Annotated in this window: 24 protein-coding genes; 21 read left to right on the top strand and 3 right to left on the bottom strand. The window is 61.4% G+C overall.

Features of this window, described 5'->3' with window-relative positions:
- Nucleotides 1–8: 8 nt before the first annotated feature.
- Nucleotides 9–314 carry a 4a-hydroxytetrahydrobiopterin dehydratase gene (locus tag KCG45_RS01620; protein ID WP_218315401.1) on the top strand — a complete coding sequence of 102 codons (306 nt, stop codon included), beginning with the start codon at nt 9–11 and terminating at the stop codon, nt 312–314.
- Here the strand turns inward: KCG45_RS01620 and KCG45_RS01615 are convergent, their stop codons facing one another.
- The 3 genes from KCG45_RS01615 to KCG45_RS01605 all read right to left on the bottom strand — a co-directional run bounded on the left by KCG45_RS01615 (nt 315) and on the right by KCG45_RS01605 (nt 4,028).
- The gene (locus KCG45_RS01615) at nt 315–1,130 is read right to left on the bottom strand and encodes an SDR family oxidoreductase (protein ID WP_218315400.1); all 816 of its coding nucleotides are present in this window, start codon (nt 1,128–1,130) and stop codon (nt 315–317) included.
- Nucleotides 1,131–1,227: 97 nt separating this feature from the next.
- Entirely contained in the window at nt 1,228–3,312 is a 2,085-nt protein-coding gene (locus KCG45_RS01610) for a S9 family peptidase (RefSeq protein WP_369410709.1), read from the bottom strand.
- A 98-nt stretch (nt 3,313–3,410) separates the two neighbouring features.
- Complete coding sequence (locus KCG45_RS01605; protein ID WP_218315399.1) at nt 3,411–4,028, bottom strand: DNA-3-methyladenine glycosylase family protein; 618 nt, start codon at nt 4,026–4,028, stop codon at nt 3,411–3,413.
- A gap of 110 nt (nt 4,029–4,138) precedes the next feature.
- On the opposite strand from KCG45_RS01605, the gene KCG45_RS01600 reads away from it, so the two are divergent.
- From KCG45_RS01600 to ftsA, 20 genes are all read left to right on the top strand, one after another.
- Nucleotides 4,139–4,456 (top strand): 2Fe-2S iron-sulfur cluster-binding protein, encoded by a 318-nt coding sequence (locus KCG45_RS01600; protein ID WP_218315398.1) that lies wholly within the window; start codon nt 4,139–4,141, stop codon nt 4,454–4,456.
- Nucleotides 4,457–4,497: 41 nt separating this feature from the next.
- Nucleotides 4,498–5,520: a cysteine synthase A gene (locus KCG45_RS01595; RefSeq protein ID WP_218315397.1), complete on the top strand. Its 1,023-nt coding sequence runs from the start codon at nt 4,498–4,500 to the stop codon at nt 5,518–5,520.
- A gap of 12 nt (nt 5,521–5,532) precedes the next feature.
- Entirely contained in the window at nt 5,533–5,928 is a 396-nt protein-coding gene (locus KCG45_RS01590) for a hypothetical protein (protein WP_255547898.1), read from the top strand.
- Complete coding sequence (locus KCG45_RS01585; protein WP_218315396.1) at nt 5,928–6,740, top strand: motility-associated ABC transporter substrate-binding family protein; 813 nt, start codon at nt 5,928–5,930, stop codon at nt 6,738–6,740. Before KCG45_RS01590 ends, KCG45_RS01585 begins: the two co-directional genes overlap by 1 nt.
- A gap of 404 nt (nt 6,741–7,144) precedes the next feature.
- Nucleotides 7,145–7,657: a division/cell wall cluster transcriptional repressor MraZ gene (locus KCG45_RS01580; protein ID WP_218316348.1), complete on the top strand. Its 513-nt coding sequence runs from the start codon at nt 7,145–7,147 to the stop codon at nt 7,655–7,657.
- A complete protein-coding gene (gene rsmH / locus KCG45_RS01575; protein WP_218315395.1) occupies nt 7,657–8,595 on the top strand; it encodes a 16S rRNA (cytosine(1402)-N(4))-methyltransferase RsmH in 939 nt (312 codons plus the stop codon). Before KCG45_RS01580 ends, rsmH begins: the two co-directional genes overlap by 1 nt.
- Nucleotides 8,592–9,158: a hypothetical protein gene (locus tag KCG45_RS01570; protein ID WP_218315394.1), complete on the top strand. Its 567-nt coding sequence runs from the start codon at nt 8,592–8,594 to the stop codon at nt 9,156–9,158. Before rsmH ends, KCG45_RS01570 begins: the two co-directional genes overlap by 4 nt.
- Nucleotides 9,155–10,951 carry a peptidoglycan D,D-transpeptidase FtsI family protein gene (locus KCG45_RS01565; protein ID WP_218315393.1) on the top strand — a complete coding sequence of 599 codons (1,797 nt, stop codon included), beginning with the start codon at nt 9,155–9,157 and terminating at the stop codon, nt 10,949–10,951. Before KCG45_RS01570 ends, KCG45_RS01565 begins: the two co-directional genes overlap by 4 nt.
- Nucleotides 10,948–12,447 carry a UDP-N-acetylmuramoyl-L-alanyl-D-glutamate--2,6-diaminopimelate ligase gene (locus KCG45_RS01560; RefSeq protein WP_218315392.1) on the top strand — a complete coding sequence of 500 codons (1,500 nt, stop codon included), beginning with the start codon at nt 10,948–10,950 and terminating at the stop codon, nt 12,445–12,447. Before KCG45_RS01565 ends, KCG45_RS01560 begins: the two co-directional genes overlap by 4 nt.
- Nucleotides 12,444–13,904: a UDP-N-acetylmuramoyl-tripeptide--D-alanyl-D-alanine ligase gene (locus tag KCG45_RS01555; RefSeq protein WP_218315391.1), complete on the top strand. Its 1,461-nt coding sequence runs from the start codon at nt 12,444–12,446 to the stop codon at nt 13,902–13,904. Before KCG45_RS01560 ends, KCG45_RS01555 begins: the two co-directional genes overlap by 4 nt.
- A gap of 20 nt (nt 13,905–13,924) precedes the next feature.
- Nucleotides 13,925–14,995 carry a phospho-N-acetylmuramoyl-pentapeptide-transferase gene (gene mraY / locus KCG45_RS01550; RefSeq protein ID WP_218315390.1) on the top strand — a complete coding sequence of 357 codons (1,071 nt, stop codon included), beginning with the start codon at nt 13,925–13,927 and terminating at the stop codon, nt 14,993–14,995.
- Nucleotides 14,996–15,005: 10 nt separating this feature from the next.
- Complete coding sequence (gene murD / locus KCG45_RS01545; RefSeq protein ID WP_218315389.1) at nt 15,006–16,391, top strand: UDP-N-acetylmuramoyl-L-alanine--D-glutamate ligase; 1,386 nt, start codon at nt 15,006–15,008, stop codon at nt 16,389–16,391.
- A complete protein-coding gene (locus KCG45_RS01540; protein ID WP_218315388.1) occupies nt 16,388–17,632 on the top strand; it encodes an FtsW/RodA/SpoVE family cell cycle protein in 1,245 nt (414 codons plus the stop codon). Before murD ends, KCG45_RS01540 begins: the two co-directional genes overlap by 4 nt.
- Nucleotides 17,629–18,852: an undecaprenyldiphospho-muramoylpentapeptide beta-N-acetylglucosaminyltransferase gene (gene murG, locus KCG45_RS01535; protein ID WP_218315387.1), complete on the top strand. Its 1,224-nt coding sequence runs from the start codon at nt 17,629–17,631 to the stop codon at nt 18,850–18,852. Before KCG45_RS01540 ends, murG begins: the two co-directional genes overlap by 4 nt.
- Nucleotides 18,849–20,285 carry a UDP-N-acetylmuramate--L-alanine ligase gene (gene murC / locus KCG45_RS01530; protein ID WP_218315386.1) on the top strand — a complete coding sequence of 479 codons (1,437 nt, stop codon included), beginning with the start codon at nt 18,849–18,851 and terminating at the stop codon, nt 20,283–20,285. The genes murG and murC overlap by 4 nt, the downstream gene beginning before the upstream one ends.
- On the top strand, nt 20,282–21,256 hold the full coding sequence (murB, locus tag KCG45_RS01525) for a UDP-N-acetylmuramate dehydrogenase (RefSeq protein ID WP_218315385.1): 975 nt from the start codon (nt 20,282–20,284) through the stop codon (nt 21,254–21,256). Before murC ends, murB begins: the two co-directional genes overlap by 4 nt.
- On the top strand, nt 21,253–21,741 hold the full coding sequence (locus tag KCG45_RS01520; RefSeq protein WP_218315384.1) for a DUF4262 domain-containing protein: 489 nt from the start codon (nt 21,253–21,255) through the stop codon (nt 21,739–21,741). Before murB ends, KCG45_RS01520 begins: the two co-directional genes overlap by 4 nt.
- Entirely contained in the window at nt 21,738–22,718 is a 981-nt protein-coding gene (locus tag KCG45_RS01515) for a D-alanine--D-alanine ligase (RefSeq protein ID WP_218315383.1), read from the top strand. Before KCG45_RS01520 ends, KCG45_RS01515 begins: the two co-directional genes overlap by 4 nt.
- Entirely contained in the window at nt 22,711–23,622 is a 912-nt protein-coding gene (locus tag KCG45_RS01510) for a cell division protein FtsQ/DivIB (RefSeq protein ID WP_218315382.1), read from the top strand. Before KCG45_RS01515 ends, KCG45_RS01510 begins: the two co-directional genes overlap by 8 nt.
- Entirely contained in the window at nt 23,622–24,965 is a 1,344-nt protein-coding gene (gene ftsA / locus KCG45_RS01505) for a cell division protein FtsA (protein ID WP_218315381.1), read from the top strand. Before KCG45_RS01510 ends, ftsA begins: the two co-directional genes overlap by 1 nt.
- The last annotated feature ends 99 nt before the right edge of the window (nt 24,966–25,064 follow it).

Genomic DNA, 25,064 nt, shown 5'->3' with positions numbered 1-25,064 from the left:
GTTTCCCAATGGCCAATGTTCCAGAGCTCGATGACAAGGAACGCGAGACGCTTCTGTCGGATCATCCCGACTGGGAGCTGACCCGCGAAGGCAAGGCGATAATTCGCACATTCCAGTTCGGTGATTTCTCCGAAGCATGGGGCTTCATGAGCCGCGTCGCACTGCTGGCGGATGCGCACGATCACCACCCGGAATGGTTCAACGTGTATGCCAAGGTCGAGATCACGCTCACGACCCATGATGCTGGCACGCAAGGCGGCCTGTCGCACCGCGACGCCAAATTGGCGCGGGCAATTGACAGGCTGGTCAGCTGATCACTTTCCTAGCAGCGATGCCGCCTTGCGTTGTTGCTTACGGATTTTACCCGGCATCCAGCGCTTGGCAAAATTGAGCTGCCGCGCGGTCTTGCCGACGATGTAATGCATCTCCTGCCCGTGGACCGCACGCCAGATTGTCTCGGCGACTTCTTCCACAGGGGTGATTTCTAGCCCCGCCGCCTTCACGCGGTCGCGCACAGCCTCATTCGAATGGCGGTTGCCAGTGCCGTCGAGTAGCGGCGTCTCGATGAAGCTTGGGCATATCGAGCACACCGTAATGTCGTCGGGCGCCCATTCGGCATCAAGGCTTTCTGCAATTCCGCGCACGGCGAATTTCGTGGCGCTGTAGACGCTCATCCCGCTGCCACCGGTAATGCCCGCTGCACTTGCAATATTGACGAGGCATGATCCCGGCGCGGTTCTCTTGAGATAGGGGTACGCCGCCTGCGCGCCCCACAACACACCCTTGAGATTAATATCGAGACACCGTTCGATTTCATCCTGCTCAAGCTCGGCCAGCGGGCCGCCTGTGCCGATCCCGGCATTGTTCACCACCGCATCGATCCGTCCGCCTGCCGCGGTTGAAAAGGCTTCGAGCGCGACGTCCCATGCATCGCGGTCACGTACATCGAGTTTGTGCATGTATTTGTATCCGCCGGGGATCAGGCCGAGCGTGTCTTCCATTCCGCTCTCGTTAACATCGGAAATTCCGATGAACCAGCCTCGCTCACCAAAGTATCGCGCCGTCGCCCGGCCGATGCCCGAAGCGCCGCCAGTTATGAAAATGCTGCGCCGCTGCTCTGTCGCGCTCATCTGATCCCTCCAAAAAACAAAATCGCCCGGAGGTCTATCTCCGGGCGATCGGTTTGTCAGCAATTGACAGCAATGTCAGCTAGGTTTGCTTCGATCCTCAGCTTCCAAGGGCGTCCTGCAGACCTTTGACGTGTTCTGCCCCTTCGACGATTTCGGCGGTCGACGGCTCGAGCACATCGCCGAGCGGCTCTGCGCGTCCGCCAAGGCATTCCGACAAGAAGTTTTCCGCGATGCCGAAGAACGCAATATTGTTCGCAGGCTTGGCAAAGCCGTGCCCTTCATCGGGATAGAGGACGTAGGTAACCGGGATCCCGGCTTCCTTCATTGCGCCGACGATCTGGTCGCTTTCCGATTGCTTCACGCGCGGGTCATTGGCGCCCTGCGCGATCAGCAGCGGCTTGGTAATCTGGTCCGCTTTGTAAAGCGGGCTTGCCGCCTTGAGCAGGGCCAGGCCTTCCTCCGTGTTCGGGTCGCCCATGCGCTCGTGGAAGATCTTCACCAGCGGTGCCCAGTAAGGCGGGATCGTGCTGAGCAGCGTTTCGAGGTTCGAAGGGCCGACGATATCGACACCGCATGCAAACTTGTCCGGCGTGAAGGTCAGGCCTGCGAGCGTCGCGTAGCCACCATATGATCCGCCCATGATGGCAACTTGGCTTTCGCTCGTGATGCCTTCGGAAATGGCCCAATCGGTCGCGTCGATCAGGTCATCGTGCATCTTCAAGCCCCATTGCTTGTTCCCAGCATTGAGGAAATCCTTGCCGAAACCGGTGCTGCCGCGGAAATTCGTGCTGAGCACGGCATAGCCGCGGTTCGCGAGCATCTGGTGTGCGGAATTGAACCCGTACTCGTCGCGCGCCCAAGGGCCGCCATGGACGAGCAATACCATCGGCACCGCTTCATCGGGCCGGCCATCGCCGTCCGTGTCCGAGCCCGGCGGCAGGGTGAGGTATGACGGAAGTGTCAGCCCGTCGCGGCTCGTGATCTCAACCGTTTGCATCGGCTGGAGCGGCGCGCCTTCAAGCTCAGGCCGGGCAACGTAGAACGGCGTCAGCGTGCTCGCGGCGCGATCATAGATATAGGTCGCACTCGGTGCGGTCAGCGGGTCATTCCAGACGATCCAGGTCTGGTCGTCATCGGTGCGGCTCGAAATTCCGAACTCACCATCGAGCCGTTCATCGAGCCATTCCATCGACGCCTTCAGATCGGGATCGATCGCGACCCATTCGTTCTGGAGGTAATTGACGGAATACGCCTCGACCTCGCCGGTCTTCGGATCGCGGATCGTGCCGCCCAGATCGGCCTTGTCATCCTCGGCGATCATGGTTTTCTCACCGGTCGCGGTATCTTGAGCATAAAGTGCAGCCGTGTTGCGTCCCCGGCTGTCGATCCAGTAAAGAGTCGAGCCGTCCGTGGTATATCCTGCGGGGCTGGTCGTGAGGGAATCTTCCATCGCCGTGGCCTCGAACGGTTCATTGGCGACCACGTTGTCCGTGACCTTGAAATAGTCGGTCCCACCCTCGGCGTTTTGCCGGAATGCCATACGCACGGTCAGCGTGTCGTCGGCCATGAAACCTGCATAGCTTTCATTCTGGAGAACCAGCTCGCTCTCACCCGTGTTGAGGTTGAGCATATAAACGTCGTGAAATTGCGGGTTGCGGTTGTTCAGGCCAACCAGGATGCTGTCCTTGATCGTCTCCGAGGTGCCAATGATCTGCACACGGGTGTTTTCGAACGGTGTCAGCGTGGTCTCTTCGCCGGTCGCTACATCCACCTTGTACAGCAGGAAATTCTCGTCGCCTCCCTTGTCCTGGATATAATTGACACTCTTGCCGTCCGGTGCCCAGAAATGCTGGCGAATGGGGCGGTCGGTCGAAGACGTCATCGCTTTGGCATCGTCCGGATTATCGCGCGGGGCGACCCAGATGTTGAGCACCCCATCCTTGGGCGCGAGCCAGCTCAGCCACTGGCCATCGGGGCTCAGGCGACCTTGCGCTTTGGTCGGGTTTCCGAACAGCGCGTCGCGAGGGATCAGGGGAGTGGCTTCGGCAGTAGACGTCATCGAGGCTCCGTTCTGAGCAGTTGAATTGGCATGGTGGTCAGCCGACAGGATTGCCGGAGCTGACAGTGCAAGAGCCGCCACCGAGGCGGCAAGCATGCGAGCGGATTTTGCAGAATGAAACATGGTTTTGAGACCCTCCAAATCAAGCCAGTGTTACGCGAAATGCATTGGAGGCACCGTACACATGGGCGCAGAGCCTGCAAGCCAAACCGATAGCCGTATTAAAGCGCTGGATTGGCGTAATAATGCCAGGTGAAGATCGCCATCGCGCCTCTGTGCGGGGACCATCTCCCGCCGATCTCGCGAGCGGCCTTTTCAGTCGGGCGTTCGTTCAGTTCCAGCAGGCGTTTCACGCCTTCCTGCACCGCGAGATCACCGGCTGGCCAGATGTCGGCGCGACCTTCAGCGAACAGAAGGTATATCTCAGCCGACCAGCGCCCGATGCCCTTGATCCGGGTCAGCTCCTCGATGGCAGCTTCGTCGTCGGTTGGAAGCGAATGAAAGTCGATCTCCCCGGCGTCGACCAGCTCGCACAGGCTTCTCGCATAGCCCTGTTTCTGACGTGACAACCCGCAGGCGCGAAGGGTATCGAAGTCGCGGCTCAGCAGGTCGATGCATGTGAAATTCGCACCAAGTTCCGCCTCCAGCTTGTTCCACATGGAGCTGGCCGCCGCGACAGAAACCTGTTGCCCGACGATCGTTCGCAGGAGTGTCATGTAGCCGCGCTCTCTCATCCGCGGTTCTGGATAGCCGACGCGCTCTAGCTCGGCGGCGAGTTTGGGATCGGAGCTCGCCAATGTGTCCAATCCGCTCTTGATCTGCCGCGCCGTCAGCCCCACTCATCATTTCCTTAGCTTGCGTTGGAATTCGGAACGTCCTAGCAGCGCGGCTGTTTTAGCGATAGCGCGCATTCTTGCGCTCAACCTGAGTCAAAAAGGAATTCGAATCCATGCCAAAGCTGGTCGTCACCAATCGCGAAGGCGAAACGAGCGAGATCGAGGTTGAGGACGGCCTGACGGTGATGGAAGCCATCCGCGACAATGGTTTCGATGAACTTCTTGCGCTGTGCGGTGGGTGCTGTTCCTGCGCAACCTGCCACATCCACATCGATGGCGGTGCGACCGACAAGCTCCCGGCGATGAGCGAGGACGAAGACGACCTGCTGGAATCATCCGAGCATCGAACCGAGAATTCGCGCCTGTCGTGCCAGATCCCCTTCACGGCCGAATTGGACGGGCTCAAGGTAACTATCGCCGAAGAAGATTAATGTTGTTTGCGGGGGCGGGGCGAAGGCCCTAAATCCCGGTCATGAACATCACCCAACCTTTCGGCGATACACTCGCCCTGATCGGAAATACTCCGCTCGTCCGACTTGCCGGTCCCAGCGAAACGGCTGGATGTGACATCTGGGGCAAGTGCGAATTCGCCAATCCCGGATCGTCGGTAAAGGATCGCGCTGCCCTCTACATGATCCGCGACGCTGAGGAGCGCGGCGAGCTGAAGCCCGGCGGGACCGTGATCGAAGGCACGGCCGGCAATACCGGCATCGGCATTGCTCTGGTCGCCAACGCGCTGGGGTACAAGACGGTCATTGTGATGCCCGATAACCAGTCCAAGGAGAAGATGGACACACTGCGGGCGCTTGGTGCCCAGCTCGTCCTGGTGCCACCGACGAAATATGCCGACCCGGCGCATTTCCAGCATGTCTCGCGGCGTATGGCAGAGGAAACCGAAGGCGCGATTTGGGCCGGACAGTTCGACAATGTCGCCAATCGTAAAGCTCATATCGAAGGGACAGCCCAGGAATTGTGGCACCAGACTGGCGGCAGGATAGACGGGTTCACCTGCGCCGCAGGCACCGGCGGCACGATCGCCGGGGTAGGCATGGGCCTCAAGGAAAAAGACGAGAACGTTCGTATCGCGCTTACCGATCCGCACGGCGCAGCGCTTTACAATTACTTTGCTCACGGCGAGCTGAAAAGCGAAGGATCCTCGGTTGCCGAAGGGATCGGGCAGGGCCGCATTACCGCCAATCTCGAAGGTGCGCCGATCGACACTCAATTCCGGATTTCCGATGAGGAAGGCCTGGTCTGGGTCGAGCGTATGCTGCGCGAGGAAGGGCTTTGCCTTGGGCTTTCGTCGGGTATCAACGTTGCGGGCGCGATTGCGCTGGGCAAGCAACTGGTCGCGGAAGGGCGCGACAATCCGCAGGTCGCCACCATTCTATGCGATACCGGATTTCGGTATCTTTCCACGCTTTACAACGCTGAATGGTTGGCCTCGAAAGACCTGCCGGTATTCGACTGGCTGGCGCAGGCGGCGACCGCCTGATAGTCTGCAGCGATGGCAGGCGAAAAGCTTCTTGGACGCATGAAAGACGGAAAACCCGCAGAAAGCTTGCCGCCTGAAGGCGCTCCGCTCGGCGGGACTCGTGCCGAGGCGATACAGCGCTTGCAGGTCGGTCTGTTCGGACTGTTCGCCATGGTCCTGCTGGTCGGATTGGCAAGCATCATCGGCGGGCAGGCGGCATTAACCGAACAGACTGCCGTGCCCGAGGCAGCACCTACTACAGAGCCAAGCGAGGCGCCGCCTCAGCGCGACCCCTTGGTCGATGCGGGCGTGGTGCCCGATATCCCGGCCGAATCCCCGCAGAACTCGGACGAAGATGACGAGGCGAGCACGAATTCCGAGGCGCCGCCGGAAAGTGCCGCACCGCCTGCCGATGTGGACTTCCCATAGTGCGACTATCTTTTCGGCCATCGGTGATGGCGCTGTTGTTCGCGGTGCAGTGCAGTCTTGCAGCCTGCGAATCCAGATCAGCCGAAGCCGAGGCAATCGAACAGTCGGATCCATTGGCGAAAGTCGAAAAACCACGCCTGGGATTGATGACCAGCCTGCCGCTTTATTGGCCTCTCGGGGCTCAGTTCGGTGAACTATTGTCATCGGACGCGCCGATTTCTGATCAGCGCCAAGCGCTTGAGGCGCGCTTCGAATTGCTGCCGCTCGACACGCTGTCGCCCATCGCCGGACTTTCTGCTGGCGAGCCCGACCTTGATCCGCTCGAGGGTCTGGAACGGCTCGCGGTAATCCAGCCTCGCGGTCTCTCGCCCGCGGACAATGTTGCCTTGGACGCGTGGGTGAGGGGAGGCGGGAGGTTGCTGCTCGTACTGGATCCCATGCTGACGGCGGATCATCATCTCCCGCTGGGCGATCCCAGGCGTCCCGTCGACATCGCCTTGATCCCCCCCGTGGTTGGCCGCTGGGGACTTGAGATAGACTTCGATGAAGACCAGCCGGTGCCCCGTAAGGTCGCACTCGGCGACATGCAGCTTTCTGTCGCGCTCGCCGGTGGTATCAGGGTGCGGGATAGTGGCGCGGATGATTGCGACATAATGGGTGATGCCGTCGTCGCCCGCTGCCGGATCGGGGAAGGGGAGGTGACTCTGATTGCCGACGCCCACGCGTTCGAAGGTAATGCCGAGCATGACCACGATCACGCGCTCGACCAGCCGAACCAACTGAGCGAGGTCATTGACTTCGCATTCCGATAGCAATGGAATGGGGAAAACGCGGGAATACGCCGCGAGCCTGCGACTCTGGTCAGGGACTCGGGCGGAAAACTCGGGGAAACGGTCTGAATTCAGCGCCTTCGAGCGGGAAATAGTGGGACCAGGAGGGGTTTCGGGCCGAGGTCAATATGCCGAAGTGTGGGTAAATCCATAAAAATATCATATACTTAACGCTTAATCCCTAGATTTCCCGTAAAAACCCCTTCCATCCCGCTCGTATCCCCGATATTACCGGGTTCCATCAAACATACTCGTTTGCTCCGCGTCACCTCGGTCGGTTGGCGTGCCGTCACCGCTCGCGCGGCGATGGCGACGGAGAAGGTGTGTCTGATGCGGCGGCTATTTCATGGAGGAGTGGCCGGTCAGGGATAAGGGGATTGGGAAGCGTGTCTGCGCTGGGGACATATAGTGGCAAAGCCTACTCGCCGGCAGGCGATAAGGGCCGCTTCGTCCTGCCCCCCGCATTCCGCAAGGCGGTCAAGGAGAGTTCGGGAGGCAGCAAGACCCTGTGCCTTGCCGCGCACGAGAAATTCGATTGCCTGATCGGTTTCGGCCTCTCTCGCATAGATGAACTGCACAAACAGCTCGACCGCGAGGAAGAGCGCGCGATACGTATGAACATCGCCGAATTCGATCGCGACATCCGCGCCCAGCAGCTCTTCGGATTCGAGCAGCTTCCTTTCGATGACAGCGGGCGCTTCGTCATGCCGGATCACCTTCGCGACCTCGGCAATGTCGGCGACGGCCTTTATTATCACGGGGCAGGCGAATTTTTCTTCGTCTGGAACCCGGAAGAGCTCGCTCGCATGGATAAGAGCTTCCGGGGAGCGCAGGTCACCTGTGCGAGCATGGTCAAGGAAGCCGCTGCGAAAGCATCCAAGAAGGGTGGCGGCAAGTGATGAGTGCGCCTCATATCCCTGTCCTGCTCGATGAAGTGATCGCGGCCATCGGTCCAATCGCGGGCATGGAGATCGTCGATGCGACCTTCGGGGCCGGCGGGTACTCCGCCGCACTGCTAGGCAGTGGCGCGCGGGTCTACGCATTTGACCGCGACCCAAATGCGATCCGCGATGGCGCGGCAATGGTCGATGCCTACGATGGGCGGCTCACCCTTCATGCCGAACGCTTTTCGCGCATGCGCGAAGAGATGGAGCGCATCGGCGTGCCGCAGGTTGATGCAGTCGTCATGGATATCGGGGTGTCCTCGATGCAGCTCGATCAGGGGGAGCGCGGCTTTGCGTTCTCAAACGATGGTCCGCTCGACATGCGCATGAGCCAGGAGGGCGAGAGTGCGGCGGATTTTCTCAATACGGCAGACGAAGCGGCGATAGCCGACGTGCTCTACCAGTATGGCGAGGAGCGCCAGTCGCGCCGCGTCGCCCGCGCGATTGTCGCGGCGCGCCCGCTGGAGACGACCGGCGAACTCGCTCGTGTCGTGCGCAAGGCGCTGGGCCACAAACCGCATGACAAGAAAGACCCCGCCACCCGCACGTTTCAGGCGGTGCGGATTCACGTGAACGATGAGCTCGGCGAGCTGAGAGCGGGGCTGCTCGCCGCCGAGGCATTGCTCAGGGAAGGCGGCGTCCTCGCCGTGGTCAGTTTTCACAGCCTCGAAGATCGCATCGTCAAGCGCTTCCTGAAAGAAGCGTCCGGCGCGGGCCGTGCGGTATCGCGGCACTTGCCGGGCGAGCTTCCCGGACCAGCCCCGGTCTTCACGAATGTTTCCAAAGCGATCCGCCCGTCAGAAGCAGAGATCGAACGCAATCCGCGCGCGCGCTCGTCCACGCTCCGCCACGCGCTCCGAACGGCAGCTCCAGCAAGGGAATTGGCACCATGATGGTTACCCGCACTCAAATTCGCTCGCTCGGCTGGGCTGCTGTCCTCGCGATGTGCCTCGGCCTGTTCGTGGTTCTGAGCCTGCGTGTTCACGCCGTAAAAAGCGAAGTGCTGCTGGCGGAACGCCAGATCGTCTCCCTTGAACGCCAGACCAAACTCCTCGAAACGGAGTTCGAGACGCGCGCCAGTCAGCGCCAGCTTGCCAATTGGAATTCGGTTGAATTCGGTTTCGAAGCGCCGCGTGCGGATCAATATCTCGAAGGCGAACGCCAGCTTGCTAGCCTCGGCGAGCCGCTCGGTCCGGATGCTCCGCGGCAGATACGCGTAGCGCGCGCAGAATTGCCAGGTGCCAGCGGGGAGGAAACGCAAGAGCGCGAAATGGTATCGCCCATCACCGGAACTCCGATCACGCTCGCTGCTGCCGCGACCGAGCAGGATGCGGGCACTGTTTTTGCAAGCGCATTCGGCGATTTTCTGATTGAAGCCTCTCCGATCCGCGCGGCCAATGCGCGGACCAATGCGAGCTCCGGCCTTGTCGGTGAAGCGGCAAGAGTCCGCGAATGAATGCGTTTACGCCGCAACTGGGGTTAGGTTTCGCGGAAGCACGGCCGGTTGCGCTGGGAACCTCGCTGCGCGCTCCACTGAAGCCTGCGCAAGGGCCCGCGATTCCCGTCGGACGCATTCAATTGGTCCAGTTGCGGTTCCAGTCGCTTCTCACCGCGCGCATGCGGATACTCTTCATCGCGGTCATTTTCACCGCAGTCGCCGCCGCGGCGCTTTTACGTATCACGTGGCTTGGATTCGCGGGTTCCGCACCGACGCAGTCCAGCCTGGCCGACCGGCTCCTGCCGCCGCGCGGCGAAATCACCGATCGCAACGGCGCACCGCTGGCGCGGGCATTCCCGGCCTACGCCTTGTGGTACGATCCAGATGCGATGGGCGATGGGGGCAAGCCCTTGGTCGGAGAGCCATCCGAAATCGCGGCCAAACTTGCCGCGATATTCCCCGACATGGACGAGGCTGAGACCGCACGAAAGCTCGCCAGCGGCCGCGGGGGATATTTGCGGCGCCGTGTATTGCCCGAAGATGCCAACCGAGTGTTCGAACTCGGCGAAATCGCTCTGCAATTCCCGCAGGAACCCGACCGCCATTACCCGCAGGGCTCGCTTGCGGCGCACGTGCTTGGCTATGTGGTCGAGCAGCAAGGCGGGAAAATCGGCATGGAGGAAGTGCTTGAAGAGCGGCTGTCCGATCCGACCCTGCGCGCCAATCCCGTCGCGCTTTCGATCGATGTGCGGGTGCAGGGAGCACTTGAGGACGAGCTGCGCCGGGGAATGCTGGCGACGGACGCGCTCGGTGCGGCAGGCATCGTGCTCGACGTGGATACCGGCGAGATCATGGCGATGGCATCTTTGCCCGAATTCGATCCCAACGTGGTCGGCGCGGATGGTGCGCCGAATGTCTTCAATCGTGCAACGAACGGCCTTTACGAACTTGGCTCGACCTTCAAACCATTGACAGTCGCTGCCGCCATCGATGCGGGTGTTGTTCGCAATCTTGGCCGCGACTGGGACGCTACCACAGTGGAGGTGGGCAATCGGCGCATTCGCGACCTCAAGCCGAAGGGTGACACGCTCAATGTCCCGCAGGCGCTGGTCTATTCCTCAAACACGGTGACAGCGCGCGTCGCGGACAAGCTCGGCACGGAACGGCTCCAGCAAATGCTGGTTGATCTCAACATGGATCAACGGCCGTTCATCGAGCTTCCCGCACGGGGCAAACCGCTCTGGCCGCAAAACCCCGATAACCGCCATACGAACATGGTGATCGGGTATGGCCACTCCCTTGCGGTAACACCGCTGCACCTGGCGAACGCTTACGCCGCAATGGTCAACGGCGGTATCTGGCGTCCGGCAACTCTGCACAAGCTCGACTCTGCCGATGTTCCTCGGGGCAAGCGCGTGTTCAAGGCGTCGACGTCTGCCCGGATGCGGCAGATGCTGCGTATGATTTCGATTTATGGCACCGGTCGCAGCGCGGATGCGCCCGGCTTCCGTGTCGGAGGCAAGACCGGCTCTGCTGAAAAACCGGGCAAGGGCGGGTATAGCCAGCGCAAGATAATTTCCACTTTCGCCGCCGCTTTCCCGATGGATCGCCCGCGCTTCGTCGTGGTGGCGATGATCGACGAACCACGCGGCACGGTGGCGAGCTCGTTTCAGCGCACCGCCGCGTTCAATGCTGCGCCGGTGGTTGGCCGGTTGGTTCCGCGCATCGGTCCAATGCTGGGAGTGCGCCCGGACGCGAAGCGTGACGTAGACATTTCAGACCTCCGCTATCTGGTGGAAAAGGACAAATGAAGCTCGGCAAACTGATCGAAGAGGCGGGCCTGGCAATCGGTGATGCGGGGCCAGACATCGGCGTTACAGGCTTCGCGATCGATCACCGCAAGGTCGCACCGGGGACCGTGTTCGGGGCGTTCCAAGGCGCCAAATTCAACGCCGAAGACTTCATTCCTTCTGCAATCGAAGCGGGTGCGGTAGCGATTGTGGCGCGGCCTGAGGTCAAGGTTTTAGGCGCGCTCCATATCGCCAGCGACGAGCCGCGACGCGCATTTGCGAACCTTGCTGCACAATTCTTTACTCCGGTGCCCGAAACGATCGTCGCGGTCACCGGGACCAACGGCAAGACTTCGACCGCCGAAATGACTCGCCAGATATGGCGCATGTGCGGCGAACGCGCGGCCAGCATCGGTACGCTTGGCGTTACCACGCCCGATGGAAGTGTCTCAACCGGCCTGACCACACCGGACATCGTCACGTTTCTGTCAAACATGAGCGGCTTGGCGCGCGAAGGGGTGACGCATGTCGCTTACGAAGCTTCCAGCCACGGCCTTTCGCAATTCCGCAACGAAGGTCTGCCGGTCACTGCCTGCGCCTTCACCAATTTCAGCCGCGACCACCTCGATTATCACGGCACGATGGAAGAATACTTCGCCGCCAAGATGCGTCTGTTTGACGAGGTCGTCGATAGCGGCGCGCCGGCGATCATCTGGGCGGGAGCGGACGCAAATGAATGGACGGACAGGGCGATCAAACATGCCGCGAGGCGCGGCCTCGAAGTGCGGACGGTCGGCGAGGGGGGCGATTTCCTGCGCCTGTCCGCGCGGGAGGCCACCCAGCTTGGGCAGTCGCTTACGGTAGAACATGACGGTGAGAGCCGGACGTTGAGACTGCCGCTGATCGGAGCCTATCAGGCTGCAAATGCGCTGGTTTCGGCGGGTCTCGCGCTGGCTACTGGTGCTGACGCATCGCAGGTGTTCGACGCGGTTGGGCGGTTGCAGCCGGTCCGCGGGCGGCTTGAGCGCGCGGTCATCACCGCCAGCGGCGCTCCCGTCTATGTTGATTACGCGCACACACCCGATGCGCTTGAGGCTGCCATCATCGCTCTCAGGCCACATGTGAATGCGAACAGGGGCGGTAAGCTTATTGCCGTGTTCGGCGCAGGCGGAGATCGCGATCAGGGCAAGCGAGCACCCATGGGCGGAGCGGCGTCGCGGAACGCCGATATTGTCATTGTTACCGACGACAATCCACGCGGCGAAGACGCAGCCAGCATTCGAAAAGCGGTTCGTTCGGGCGCGGGCGGCAATGCCTCGGAAATTGGCGGACGGCGCGATGCGATCGCGGCTGCAATCGGGCAAGCGAGGGAGAACGACATTATACTCATCGCAGGTAAAGGCCACGAAGAGGGCCAGATCATCGGTTCGGGAGACGATATGCGGGTTTTGCCCTTCAATGATGTCCAGGTGGCGCGCGAATGCGCAGCCGAAACCACCAGGGAAGGCATCGCATGAGTGCGGTACACGCGCTGTTGCGGGCATGGCCCGCCGATCCGCGAGATGAATGTCCGCTAGCGCTATGGGATGCTGCGGGCATCGAAGCGGCGACCGGCGGGACGGCCAGCCACGCGTTCAGGGCATCCGGGGTCGAAATGGATTCGCGCGATGTGCGTCCGGGAGACCTTTTTGTCGCGCTGAAAGGCGAGGCGATGGATGGACATAAGTTTGTCGGCGCCGCTTTTCAGAAAGGTGCCGTTGCGGCCTTGGTTGATCGTCCGGTTGATTATCCGCATGTGCTGGTCGAGGACACCACGAAGGCGCTGCACGACCTCGCCCATGCAGCGCGCGAACGCTCCTCGGCGGTGCGCGTCGCGGTCACCGGATCGGTCGGAAAGACCGGTGTGAAGGAAGCGATATTTGCGAGCCTCGATCGTTCGAGCCGCGGCGCAGCGCATCGCAGTGTGCGCAGCTACAACAACCACGTCGGGGTTCCGCTGAGCCTTGCCCGGCTACCCGCGCGCGCAAGGTTCGGCGTTTTCGAAATGGGCATGAACCACGCGGGCGAGATCGCTCCTCTCGCAGGCCACGTCAGGCCCGATGTGGCGCTGATCACGACGATCGCGCCAGTTCACATTGAACATCTCGGCAGCGAAGAGGCGATCGCGGATGAGAAGGCGCAGATTTCCACCGGCCTGGTGAAAGGCGGCACTGCAATCATTCCGGCGGACAATGTGCATACTCCCCGCCTGATCGAGCATGCGCAGGCTCTGGGTGCCGAAATCGTCACCTTCGGGCGCAGCGCTGGGGCCGATGTGCGTCTCCTCGATGCAATCCCCAGTGCGCATGGCGGATCGCTCGTCACGGCGGAACTGGGCGACCGGAGGGTTTGTTTTACAGTGGCCGAACCGGGCGAGCACTGGATCGACAATTCGCTTGGCGTGATGGCGGCGGTTCGCGCTGCCGGCGGTGATCTGGCTGCTGCCGGACTGGCTCTCGCCGAAATGGGTGGCCTCAAGGGGCGGGGCGCGCGTTTCGATATCGAAGTGCCCGGCGGGAAGGCCTTGTTGCTCGATGAAAGCTACAACGCCAATCCTGCATCCATGCGCGCAACTCTGCGGCAGCTGGGCCAAACGCCAGCGCATCGCCGGGTGGCGGTGCTTGGCAGCATGGGCGAGCTTGGCGATTTCTCGGCCAAGTTCCATCGCCAACTCGCCGAACCGCTGGCCGATGCCAAGATCGACCATGCGATCTTGGTCGGCGATGAGATGCGCCACCTTGCTGCACAATTGGGGAAAGCGGCAGTCGACCCGCTTGGCTTTGCACCGAGCTTCGCGCATTGCGAAGACAGCGCTCAGGCCATCGCGCAGCTCGAGCAATTCGGCTTGACCCATGGTGATGCGGTACTCGTCAAGGGCTCGAACTTCCTTGGTCTCGGCAAACTGGTGACACACTTTACGAACACCTCGAGCTAAGCGGGGGGCGAAGGACCTGGATGCTCTATCTACTCGCTGAATGGCTGGGCTTCGAAGGGGCACTCAACCTCGTGCGTTATCAGACGTTCCGTTTCGGCGCGACGCTGATGACGGCGCTGATTTTTGGCCTCATCATCGGACCGCGTTTCATCAACATGCTGCGCGTCCGCCAAGGCAAGGGTCAACCGATCCGCGAGGACGGTCCGCAAACCCATCTTGCAAAGCGCGGCACGCCGACAATGGGCGGCCTCATGATCCTCGTCGCGCTGGTGTTTGCGCTGCTGCTGTGGATGGATCTGCGCAGCCCACTGGTCTGGGCCTGTCTCGCCGTGACGGTCGGGTTCGGCGTGATCGGGTTCTTCGATGATTACGACAAGGTTTCGAAGAATTCGCACAAGGGCGTGTCGGGCAAGGTCCGCTTGCTTCTCGAATTCGCGGTTGCCGGTGTGGCGTCGTATCTGATTGTCAGTCAGATTAACACGAACCTCTACATTCCGTTTTTCTCCGACGTGCAAATCCCGCTCGGGCCGTTCTATTACGTGTTTGCGGCCTTCGTGATCGTCGGGGCCGGCAACGCGGTGAACCTGACCGATGGTCTGGACGGATTGGCGATCATGCCGGTGATCATAGCCGCAGGCACCTTTGCGCTCATCGCCTATCTCGTCGGCCGAGTGGATTATTCCGACTATCTCGGCATTCCGCACGTGGACGGTGCGGGCGAACTCGCCGTGTTCTCAGCTGCGATCATGGGTGCGGGGCTGGCGTTCCTGTGGTTCAATGCACCGCCCGCCGCAGTGTTCATGGGCGACACGGGCAGCCTCGCCCTCGGCGGTGCACTCGGCGCTATTGCGGTCGCCAGCCATCATGAGGTTGTGCTCGCAATCGTCGGCGGATTGTTCGTGCTCGAAGCGGTGTCGGTCATTGTGCAGGTTTTCTGGTTCAAGCGCACCGGACGGCGCGTGTTCCGCATGGCGCCGATCCACCACCATTTCGAACAATTGGGCTGGAGCGAAAGCAAAGTCGTTATACGGTTCTGGATCATCGCCATCATCCTAGCGATGATCGGCCTTTCGACTTTGAAGCTGAGGTAAAGCGGCGGCCATGATCACTTCCCCCGCCTTCGCCGATAAACGCTATGCCGTACTCGGCCTGGCGCGATCGGGTGCGGCGGCGGTCGAGGCACTGCTGGCAAGCGGAGCCGAAATCACCGCGTGGGATCGTCAGGACATCGCGCGCGAACCGTTCGAGGGGCGCTGCAGGCTGGCTGATCCGTTGGGCCTCGATTTGACCGGTTATGACGGGATAGTGGTGTCTCCCGGTGTGCCCCTCAACACCCATCCGATAAAGCCTCACGCGGAAAAACATGGTGTTCCAGTGATAGGCGATGTCGAGCTCTTTGCGATGGCGCGAGGCAGCCTTACCGAACACAAGGTTGTCGGCATCACCGGGACCAACGGCAAATCGACTACGGTCGCCTTGCTGCATCACATCCTTGAGATGGCGGGTTTCCCGGCGCTGCTGGGCGGTAACATTGGTGAACCCATTCTGGCGCAGGATCCGCTTCAGCCTAATGAGCAAGGCGTGGGCGTCTATGTGCTCGAGCTGTCGAGCTACCAGATCGATCTAACGCGTTCGCTGGCCTGCGAGGCCGCCGCGCTGACCAACATCACGCCTGATCACCTCGACCGCTATGACGGCTTCGAAGATTACGCTTTTGCAAAGGGACGATTGTTTGCGATGCAGGGTTCCGGCCAGTTCGCGGTGTTTGGATGCACGGCGGAACCAGCGGGTGCGATAATGCGGGCCGAGCAGGCGCGACGCCCGATGGGCCGCGCAGTCCCCGCCGATCTTCAACGGTTTGCCAAGATGCAGGCCGAATGGCCGGGACTGCAGGGTCCGCACAATCTGGAAAACGTGGCTGTTGCGGTCACGCTCGCGGAAGAGCTTGGCGTCACCGAAGCGCAATGGCGTCATGCTCTGCCCCGGTTCCGCAATCTCCCGCACCGGATGGAAATCGTATGCGAAGAAGGCGGCGTGCTTTTCATTAACGACAGCAAAGCGACGAACCCGGCATCGACAGCGCCCGCGCTTGCTGCTTTCCCGCCGCGGCCCGACATTCGCGGCGGCGCGCGGCGCATTCACTGGATCGTCGGTGGTCTCGCCAAGGAAGACGGTCTTGGTGAAACCGCAGACCACCTAGGCAATGTCGCGGCGGCCTATACCGTCGGCGAAGCTGGTCCGATGTTCGCGGATCGGCTGACCGGCGCAATTCCGAATGTCGAACGCTGCGAGCTTATCAGCGAGGCGGTGAGCCGCAGCCGCGCGGCGGCGCAGCCCGGTGATGTCGTGATGCTCTCTCCCGCCTGCGCCAGTTTTGACCAGTTCCGCGATTACGAGAAGCGCGGAGAGCATTTCCGCCAGCTGGTCGGTGTCATGGCCGAGAACGACCAGTGCGCTGCCGGGATCGATACGGTGAACGGATCATGAGCGGTGCCGGTAGTTTCGCTCCTGCGCGCGGTGGCGGCAGTGGCCGCGCACCCATGGCCACAAGCCGGAACTGGGCCGAACACGCGCGCATCTGGTGGCGTGAGGTAGACAAGGGACTGCTGGCGCTTGTCCTGCTGTTGATGGCGCTTGGAACCGTTGCCGTTGCGGCGGCAGCACCTGCAGCGGCAGAACAGCTTGGCCGGCGCGGTGTCACCGTGAGCGAATTCTATTACCTCAGGCAACACATCATGTGGCAGGCCTTAGGCATCATTGGCATGATCGGCGTTTCCTTCCTTGACCGGGACTCGGCCCGAAGGCTCGGAATCCTCGCATTTGCCGGGTTCCTTTTCCTGCTTTTTCTGGTCCCGTTTGTCGGCGTCGAGAAGAACGGCGCGAGGCGCTGGCTCGAATTCGGGATGTCGTTGCAGCCCTCGGAGTTCCTGAAACCCGGTTTCGCGATCATGCTGGCCTGGATTTTGTCGTGGAAGCTGCGCGATCAGAACCTTCCGGTGCTGACTTTCGTGACGGCGATTATGGCGCTCATTGCGGGTCTTCTAATGCTTCAGCCGAACCTCGGCGCTACTATCCTTTTCGGCGGGATCTGGTTCGTGCTCGTCTTGCTCGCGGGTGTCTCAATTCAGCGGATTGGTGGGCTGATCGGCTTGGGACTTGTTGCAATCACTGCGGCCTATTTTTTCTACGACAATGCGCGCTACCGGATCGACTCGTTCCTGGGCGGGGGCACGGCGTTCGACCAGGTAGATTTGGCGCAGCGGACTTTGCTGGCTGGAGGCTGGACCGGGAGCGGTCTTTGGCTGGGCATGCGCAAGATGAACCTGCCGGAGGCGCATACCGACTACATCTTTTCCGTGATTGGCGAAGAATTCGGTCTGTTAATGTGCGGGCTCATAGTGCTGGTGTATCTGGCGATCATCGGGAAGGCGCTGATGCGACTTGTCGATGAGGACAATCTCTTCGCGCTTCTGGCTGGGGCAGGGCTGGTCACGCAGATCGGCGGACAGGCATTCATCAACATCCTGGTGAACCTGCAACTGTTCCCCTCCAAGGGCATGACATTGCCGCTGATCAGCTACGGCGGATCGTCTACGCTTGCCGTGTGTTTCACCATTGGGCTGCTTCTGGCAATCACTCGGCGAAATCCGTTTCTCGAGCGTGAGAGCAGTGGGTTGAAAGACTTGTTCGAGCGACCGAAACTCGGCGCAAGGGAGGAGCGGGCATGACCAGCGAAACGAAACAGCATGTCGCGACGGGCGCAAATCGCCACTTCGTGCTCGCAGCGGGCGGCACAGGCGGCCACCTGATCCCGGCATTTGCACTGGCTACCGAACTGCAGGCGCGCGGGCACCACGTGGCGCTGATTACCGACGCGCGCGGTGCGAACATTCCGGGCAAGCCTTCAGGCCTCACCGCACATGTCCTGCCTGCGGGTCGTTTCGGCAAGAACCCGCTCCAGTGGTTTCGCGGTGCGCGGCTGGTATGGGAAGGGCGCAACATGGCGCTGCGGCTGTTCGAGAGTTTCGAGCCAAGCGCGGTGATCGGATTTGGCGGCTATCCCGCATTGCCTGCCCTGCTGGCGGCTAACTCGGCCGGTATCCCCACCGTAATCCACGAACAGAACGCCGTGCTGGGCCGCGTCAATCGCCTGTTTTCGAGCCGCGTCGATGCAATCGCGACGTCGTACCCTGAAGTCGAGCGGCTCCACCCCAAACATCTGGAAAAGGCCCAACTGGTCGGCAATCCCGTTCGCGAAGAGCTGCTGGTGCTGCGCGACGAGGAATTCCCGCCATTCACGGAAGACGGCCTGCTGCGCGTGCTGGTAACCGGCGGCAGCCAAGGCGCGAGCATCCTGTCCGACGTCGTGCCCGATGGTCTCGCAATGCTGCCCCCCGCGCTGCGCCAGCGGCTGCAGGTTACCCAGCAATGCCGCAGCGAGGATGTCGACCGCGTGCGTGAGCGCTACGCCAACCACGATATCCCTGCAGAACTCGGCACGTATTTCGAGGACATGGACGAGCGGCTTGCCGACACACACCTGTTCATCGGGCGCGCGGGAGCCTCCACAATTGCGGAATTGACCGCGGTGGGCAGGCCGGGCATCCTGATCCCGCTGCCGATCGCAACCGACGACCATCAGGCGGCCAATACCCGCGAGATCACGAAAGCGGGCGGTGCGCGAATGATCCGCCAAGCGAAATTCGTGCCGAAGGAGCTGGCAAAGCAAATCCAAGCGATGGCGCAAAATCCGGCCAGCCTCGCGAATGCAGCTCACGGCGCATGGAATTGCGGGCGGCCACATGCCGCGCGGGATCTAGCCGATCTGGTCGAAAGCATGAGCGGCATCGACATGATGGATGTAATCCGTGTCGGCGGAAACAATGCGCGCGGCGCCACGCAGGGCGCGCCCGCCGGTCAGGGATCGACCAAGGACCGCGCCGCGTGAAGGGCGTTCCCACCAACATCGGCGTTGTCCATTTCGTGGGCATTGGCGGGATCGGGATGTCCGGCATCGCCGAGGTCATGAACAATCTTGGCTACACAGTGCAGGGTAGCGATATCAAGGAGGGGCCCACTGTCGATCGGCTCCGTGAACAAGGCATTTCGGTCAAGATCGGGCACGACGAAAAGAACGTCGAGGGCGCAGGCGTCGTGGTCACGTCCAGTGCGGTCCGGCGGACCAATCCCGAGGTTGCGCATGCACTCGAAACCCGAACACCGGTGGTGCGCCGGGCGGAGATGCTGGCCGAGCTGATGCGGCTCAAATCGACGGTCGCGGTAGCGGGCACGCACGGCAAGACCACGACGACGAGCATGATCGCAAGCCTGCTCGATTGCGGGGGCATCGATCCGACCGTCATCAATGGCGGGATCATCGAACAATACGGTTCCAATGCGCGCCTGGGCGATAGCGACTGGATGGTGGTCGAAGCGGACGAAAGCGACGGCAGCTTCCTGCGGCTCGACGGGACCATTGCGGTCGTCACCAACATCGACCCCGAACATCTCGACCATTACGGCGATTTCGATGGGGTGAAGAAAGCCTTTGTCGAATTCATTCATAACGTCCCGTTTTACGGCGCGGCGATCCTCTGCATCGACCATCCGGAGGTTCAGGCCGTCATCAGCCAAGTCCGCGACCGCAAGGTCCTGACCTACGGCTTCTCTCTTCAGGCCGATATTTGCGGCGTAAATGTACGCCCACACGATGGCGGGAACACATTCGATGTGATCGTGCGTCAACGCGGCGAAGAGGATCGGCGCATCGAGGGCGTACATTTGCCAATGCCGGGCAAGCACAATGTTCAAAATGCACTCGCAGCAATCGCCGTCGCGGTGGAAATGGGCTGTCCCGACGACGTAATCTGCAACGGCTTTGCCAGCTTCGGCGGGGTGCGCCGGCGCTTTACCAAGGTGGGCACGGTTCCATTCGACACCGGCGCGGCGACGATCATCGACGATTACGCCCACCACCCGGTGGAGATCAGCGCGGTACTCGGTGCTGCGCGCGAGCAGGTCGATGCAGCTGGCGTTGGCGGGCGGGTTATCGCCGTTGCTCAGCCGCATCGGTACACCCGTCTCCGCGATCTGATGGATGATTTCCAGAGCTGCTTCAACGATGCCGACATCGTCTATGTGACCCCCGTTTATGAAGCAGGTGAAGACCCGATCGAAGGGTCGGACGCTCCCGCACTGGTATCAGGTCTCAAGTCGCACGGGCACCGGTCCGCTGCGACGATCGAGGATGAAAGTGACCTTGCGCGCACACTTGCGAGGGAAATCGGCCCCGGTGACATGATTGTGTGCCTCGGCGCGGGGGATATCACCCGGTGGGCCGCTGGCCTTGCGAGCGCAATCGACTCAGAACGGGGTGCATGAGCGATATGGTTCAACCCGACGACCGGTCAGACCGAGACGATGGGTCCGCACCGACCTGCGCGGTCGAAGGCGCGGTGGATGCGCCGGTGCCCATCGCGGACATTCGCGGCGACCTCACACGCGATGCTCCGCTGAAGAAACTCGTCTGGTTCAAAAGCGGCGGTTGCGCAGACTGGCTCTTCGAACCTGCCGATCTCGCAGATCTCAAACTGTTTATGGAACGGCTGGGCGGTTCGATGCCAATCATGGCGTTGGGCCTTGGTTCGAATCTCATCGTCCGTGATGGCGGTGTGCCCGGGGTTGTCATCCGTCTGGGCAAGCCGTTTTCCGAATGCGAAGTCACGGGTGACACGACGATCACCTGCGGCGCAGGGACGCCAGGGATACTCGCCGCGTCGACTGCTCGCGATGCCGGTATTGCCGGACTTGAATTTCTGCGCGGTATCCCCGGAACAGTCGGAGGGTTCGTGCGGATGAATGGCGGGGCCTATGGGCGCGAAGTGGCCGACATCCTGATTGATTGCGATGTCATCATGCCGGATGGCGAATTGGTGACGCTCCCCAATTCCGACCTGAAATACACCTATCGCCACTCGGCACTGCCCGAAGGCGCGGTGGTTGTGTCCGCGCGTTTCGAGGGGACGCCCGGCGATCCGGAAGAGATCGGCGCGGAAATGGACCGCATTGCCGAGGCGCGCGAAAACTCGCAGCCGCTGCGCACCAAGACAGGCGGATCGACATTCAAGAATCCCGGTGGGATGAAGGCGTGGCAGCTTGTCGATGAAGCCGGATGCCGAGGCTTCAAGGTCGGCGGCGCGCAGGTAAGCGAAAAGCACACGAATTTCCTCATCAATACAGGCGATGCTACCAGCGCCGATATCGAAGGGTTGGGCGAAGAGGTTCGCGAGCGGGTATTCAGAAACTCCGGCGTCGCGCTCGAATGGGAAATCCAGCGGGTGGGGCGACCATGAGCGGGCAGCCCCTCAACGAATTCGAGGAAAGAATTCTTCAGAATATTGCCGATCACGGCTGTCAGGTGAATCACGTTTTTGACCCTGATGGGGCGAGTCCGCGCTTTAGTTATTCCGTCGGTCTACCAAAGACCGTGGGACAACCAGAGGTCATTGTCTTTGGACTCAAAAACGATGTCATGCATTCGATGATTAATGCTCTACTCGATCAATGTCGGTCTGGTCTCGAACTGCAGGATGGTTTGATCATTGACGATTTGCTCGATGATTATGAATGTGTCGCCAAGAAGGTATTGCCGGAAAACATCGTCAGCGATTGGTTCGCGTCGGCAATCTGGTACGAGCGGTATCGCACTGGGCAAAACATGAGCGCCGCTTTTCAGATCGTATGGCCCGGCGTTCAGCAAAGGCTATTCCCGTGGGAAGCGACTTGCGACGAGACCGTAATCGACGCTCAGCCTGCTCTCTATGAGAGGGCGAGATGAACGTGCTCGACCAAAAGCTCCACATCGCCGTGCTGATGGGCGGCTGGGCGAATGAGCGGGAAGTTTCGCTCATGTCGGGCAATGGCGCGGCCGATGCTCTCGAAAGCCGCGGCCACCGGGTCACGCGGATCGATATGGGCCGGGACGTGGCTGCGCGTATCGCAGAGGCCGCACCTGACGTCGTTTTCAACGCATTGCACGGCGTGCCGGGCGAAGATGGTACGGTTCAAGGGATGCTTGACCTGATGGGCATTCCGTACACGCATTCGGGCGTTGCGACGTCGGTCATCGCCATCGACAAACAGCTTACCAAGCAGGCGCTTGTACCGCACGGCATCCCCATGCCTGGCGGACGGATCGTAAAGTCGGAGGATCTCTTCAAGCGCGATCCAATGCCGCGTCCTTACGTTTTGAAGCCGGTGAACGAGGGATCGTCGGTCGGTGTGGCAATCGTCACCGAAGACAGCAATGTCGGCAATCCGATTGCCCGCGACGCTGCGGGACCGTGGCAGGACTTCAGGGAATTGCTTGCTGAACCCTTTATCCGGGGGCGCGAGCTGACAACCGCCGTCATCGACAGCGCCGAAGGGCCTCGTGCGCTCGGCGTGACCGAACTCATTATCGATAACGGTTTCTACGATTTCGAGCACAAATACACCGAAGGGCGCACGCAGCATGTCTGCCCCGCGAATATCCCTGCGGAGATCGTGCGGCTGTGCGAACAATACGCTATCAAGGCGCATCAGGTGCTCGGCTGTCACGGCACCAGCCGAACTGATTATCGCTGGGACGACGAAGCAGGCGAAGACGGGTTGTTCGTGCTGGAAACCAATACACAGCCTGGCATGACGCCGCTCAGCCTAGTTCCAGAGCAGGCAAAAGATGCCGGGATCGACTATGCAGAGCTCGTCGAGATGATCGTACGCGAGGCGCTCCGGGTACATGCCGGAAAACATGTGGAGGACGTACATGCCTAATATCAAGCGTTCGGGCGGCAAGGGCGTCCGCCGGGCGGCGAAGGCGCAAGGACGCGCAGCCGGCGCTCGCCGGGCCAAGGCGAAGACCACCGGCCTGGTCGACAGTGCCATGGGGATTCTGCCCTTCACAGAGGACCAATGGAGCCGCATCTGGCTCGCAATCATCATCGGCGGAGCGGTCGCGCTTGCCTGGGTCATCGCCAACCTTGCAGGCGTTCCCGCCATGGCGCAGGCTCAGGTCGCGCACCTGGCCTCCGACGCTGGTTTCGAGGTGCGGCACGTGCGTGTCACTGGCACCGACAGGATGGATGAGCGCGAGGTCTATGCCCGCGCACTTGCGCAGCGCGACCAGCCGATGCCGCAGGTCGATATCGAGCAGCTGCGCGCAGAATTGCTCGAACTGCCATGGGTCGCCGATGCTCGTGTTTCGGTCCAGCTGCCAGAAACGCTCGCAATCGATATTGTCGAGCGTGAGCCGCACGCCGTTCTTGAACAACCCGATCGGTTGATGCTGATCGATGCCGGCGGGCACGAACTGGCGCCCATTTCGCGCGAGGCTGCCGCTGGGATGCTCAAGATATCCGGACCCGGCTCGACGAAACAGGTCGCCAGTCTCGACCGCTTGCTCGCCGCTGCGCCCGCGCTTCAACCTCAGGTCGTCTCCGCAGAATGGATCGGCAACCGGCGCTGGAATGTTACCTTCAAGAGCGAGCAGGTTCTCGCCCTTCCCGAAGGCGATGATGAGGCAGCCTCTGCACTGGTGAAGTTCGCGCGCATGGACGGTCAGAATCGCCTTATCGGCGGCAAGGTCGCCAGTTTCGACATGCGCGACCCACCGCGCATCTACATGCGTATTCCGGGCCGCGCCGACGCGGTTCAGACCCTCGCCGAGAATGCGCCCTGATGACGAGTTCCAAAACCGGTTCCCGCGCAAAAGCAGCGACCCCAAAGGCCCGCCTTGCTAAGGTGTTCGGCGCGGTCAATATCGGCAGCTTCCGCATCTCCGCGATGATCATGGGCGAGACCGAGGCGGGCGACCTGCTTGTACTCGGGTCCGGCCACCGCGCCAGCGCCGGGGTCAAACGCGGCTACATCACCGACATGCGGGCAGCGACCTACGCCATACGCGACGCCGTCGAACGCGCAGAAAAGAGCGCCGGGCAGAGCGTCCAGAGCGTGTGGATTGCGTGTTCAGGTGCAGGGCTGGAAAGCACCGTCTCCAAGGTCGAAATCGAAATTGGCGGGAGACGCATCGAGGAAGAGGATGTCGAGCACCTCCTGATGGCGGCGCGCGACACCATTCAGCCAGACGGTCGGACGGTGCTTCATGCGCAGCCGGCTCACTACACGCTAGATGGAGCGCATGGTGTCGCCAATCCGCGCGGATTGCACGCCGAAAGGCTTGGCGTGGACGTGCATGTCATGCTCGCGGACGGAGCGCCCGTCCGCAATCTGATGGAAGCAGTCCAGAGCGCGCATCTCGAGGTTGAGGGCGTGGTCGCCGCACCGCTTGCTGCGGGCTATGCCTGCCTTTCGGAGGAAGAGCGCGATCTGGGTGTCGCGCTCGTCGAGATCGGGTCGGATGTCACGAATATCTCCGTCTTCGCAGGCGGCATGCTGCTGGGTCTGCGCGCAGCACCGATCGGATCGGGCGACATAACCGATGCAGTCGCAAGCGCATTCGGTATTCGGCGGTTTCAGGCAGAGCGGCTCAAATGCGTGTCCGGTTCTGCCATCGCAAGCCCGAGCGATCACCGCGAGATGATCCCCGTGAACGGTCCCAACGATGGCTGGGAGGAAGGCACGTCTGGCCCAGTCGCACGCGGTGCCGACGACAAGAACCGCATTCCTCGCGCCGAGCTTGTCTCGGTAGTGACACAGCAGCTATCGGAACTCACCCGCGAGGTAGGGAGGGCGCTGAAGGACATGGGGTTCTCCGGATCGCGTGCAGGGCAGGTGGTCCTGACCGGCGGTGGTGCAGAGCTGGCGGGCCTCGCTGAATTCACGCAGAGCGCGCTTGGCATGCCCGTACGCATCGGGCGCGCGCCGTCACTAACAGGGCTGCCAGAGGCTCACGCGACGCCGGGTTTCGCTACACTCGCAGGCCTGTGCCTTTATGCAGCGGACGATCCGGTCGATATTCGCGCTGTCGGAGGGCGTCATCAGCAGGCGCACGGTTTCAGCCCGTCGGCCTCCGGCTCTTTCGCGTTCGGACGTCTGTTTCGTGCGCTCAAGGAATACTTTTGACGTCCGCATACGGCCTACTGCGTGGGCAGAGCGTGAATGGAGTGTTATAAACCACTGTGGATAAGGATTTCTGCGGTATAACGGGCTTGATGGCGTATG

Origin of the sequence: Erythrobacter ani (genome assembly GCF_019204025.1) — a bacterium.
GTDB classification, from domain to species: Bacteria; Pseudomonadota; Alphaproteobacteria; order Sphingomonadales; family Sphingomonadaceae; genus Erythrobacter; species Erythrobacter ani.
This window is presented reverse-complemented; position numbering and strand designations above follow the sequence as displayed.

Coding starts and splice junctions, on each gene's coding strand:
- KCG45_RS01620 (WP_218315401.1), top strand. CDS start 9: ATGGCCAATGTTCCAGAGCTCGATGACAAGGAACGCGAGACGCTTCTG.
- KCG45_RS01615 (WP_218315400.1), bottom strand. CDS start 1,130: ATGAGCGCGACAGAGCAGCGGCGCAGCATTTTCATAACTGGCGGCGCT.
- KCG45_RS01610 (WP_369410709.1), bottom strand. CDS start 3,312: ATGTTTCATTCTGCAAAATCCGCTCGCATGCTTGCCGCCTCGGTGGCG.
- KCG45_RS01600 (WP_218315398.1), top strand. CDS start 4,139: ATGCCAAAGCTGGTCGTCACCAATCGCGAAGGCGAAACGAGCGAGATC.
- KCG45_RS01595 (WP_218315397.1), top strand. CDS start 4,498: ATGAACATCACCCAACCTTTCGGCGATACACTCGCCCTGATCGGAAAT.
- KCG45_RS01590 (WP_255547898.1), top strand. CDS start 5,533: ATGGCAGGCGAAAAGCTTCTTGGACGCATGAAAGACGGAAAACCCGCA.
- rsmH (WP_218315395.1), top strand. CDS start 7,657: ATGAGTGCGCCTCATATCCCTGTCCTGCTCGATGAAGTGATCGCGGCC.
- KCG45_RS01570 (WP_218315394.1), top strand. CDS start 8,592: ATGATGGTTACCCGCACTCAAATTCGCTCGCTCGGCTGGGCTGCTGTC.
- KCG45_RS01565 (WP_218315393.1), top strand. CDS start 9,155: ATGAATGCGTTTACGCCGCAACTGGGGTTAGGTTTCGCGGAAGCACGG.
- KCG45_RS01560 (WP_218315392.1), top strand. CDS start 10,948: ATGAAGCTCGGCAAACTGATCGAAGAGGCGGGCCTGGCAATCGGTGAT.
- KCG45_RS01555 (WP_218315391.1), top strand. CDS start 12,444: ATGAGTGCGGTACACGCGCTGTTGCGGGCATGGCCCGCCGATCCGCGA.
- mraY (WP_218315390.1), top strand. CDS start 13,925: ATGCTCTATCTACTCGCTGAATGGCTGGGCTTCGAAGGGGCACTCAAC.
- murD (WP_218315389.1), top strand. CDS start 15,006: ATGATCACTTCCCCCGCCTTCGCCGATAAACGCTATGCCGTACTCGGC.
- KCG45_RS01540 (WP_218315388.1), top strand. CDS start 16,388: ATGAGCGGTGCCGGTAGTTTCGCTCCTGCGCGCGGTGGCGGCAGTGGC.
- murG (WP_218315387.1), top strand. CDS start 17,629: ATGACCAGCGAAACGAAACAGCATGTCGCGACGGGCGCAAATCGCCAC.
- murB (WP_218315385.1), top strand. CDS start 20,282: ATGAGCGATATGGTTCAACCCGACGACCGGTCAGACCGAGACGATGGG.
- KCG45_RS01520 (WP_218315384.1), top strand. CDS start 21,253: ATGAGCGGGCAGCCCCTCAACGAATTCGAGGAAAGAATTCTTCAGAAT.
- KCG45_RS01515 (WP_218315383.1), top strand. CDS start 21,738: ATGAACGTGCTCGACCAAAAGCTCCACATCGCCGTGCTGATGGGCGGC.
- KCG45_RS01510 (WP_218315382.1), top strand. CDS start 22,711: ATGCCTAATATCAAGCGTTCGGGCGGCAAGGGCGTCCGCCGGGCGGCG.
- ftsA (WP_218315381.1), top strand. CDS start 23,622: ATGACGAGTTCCAAAACCGGTTCCCGCGCAAAAGCAGCGACCCCAAAG.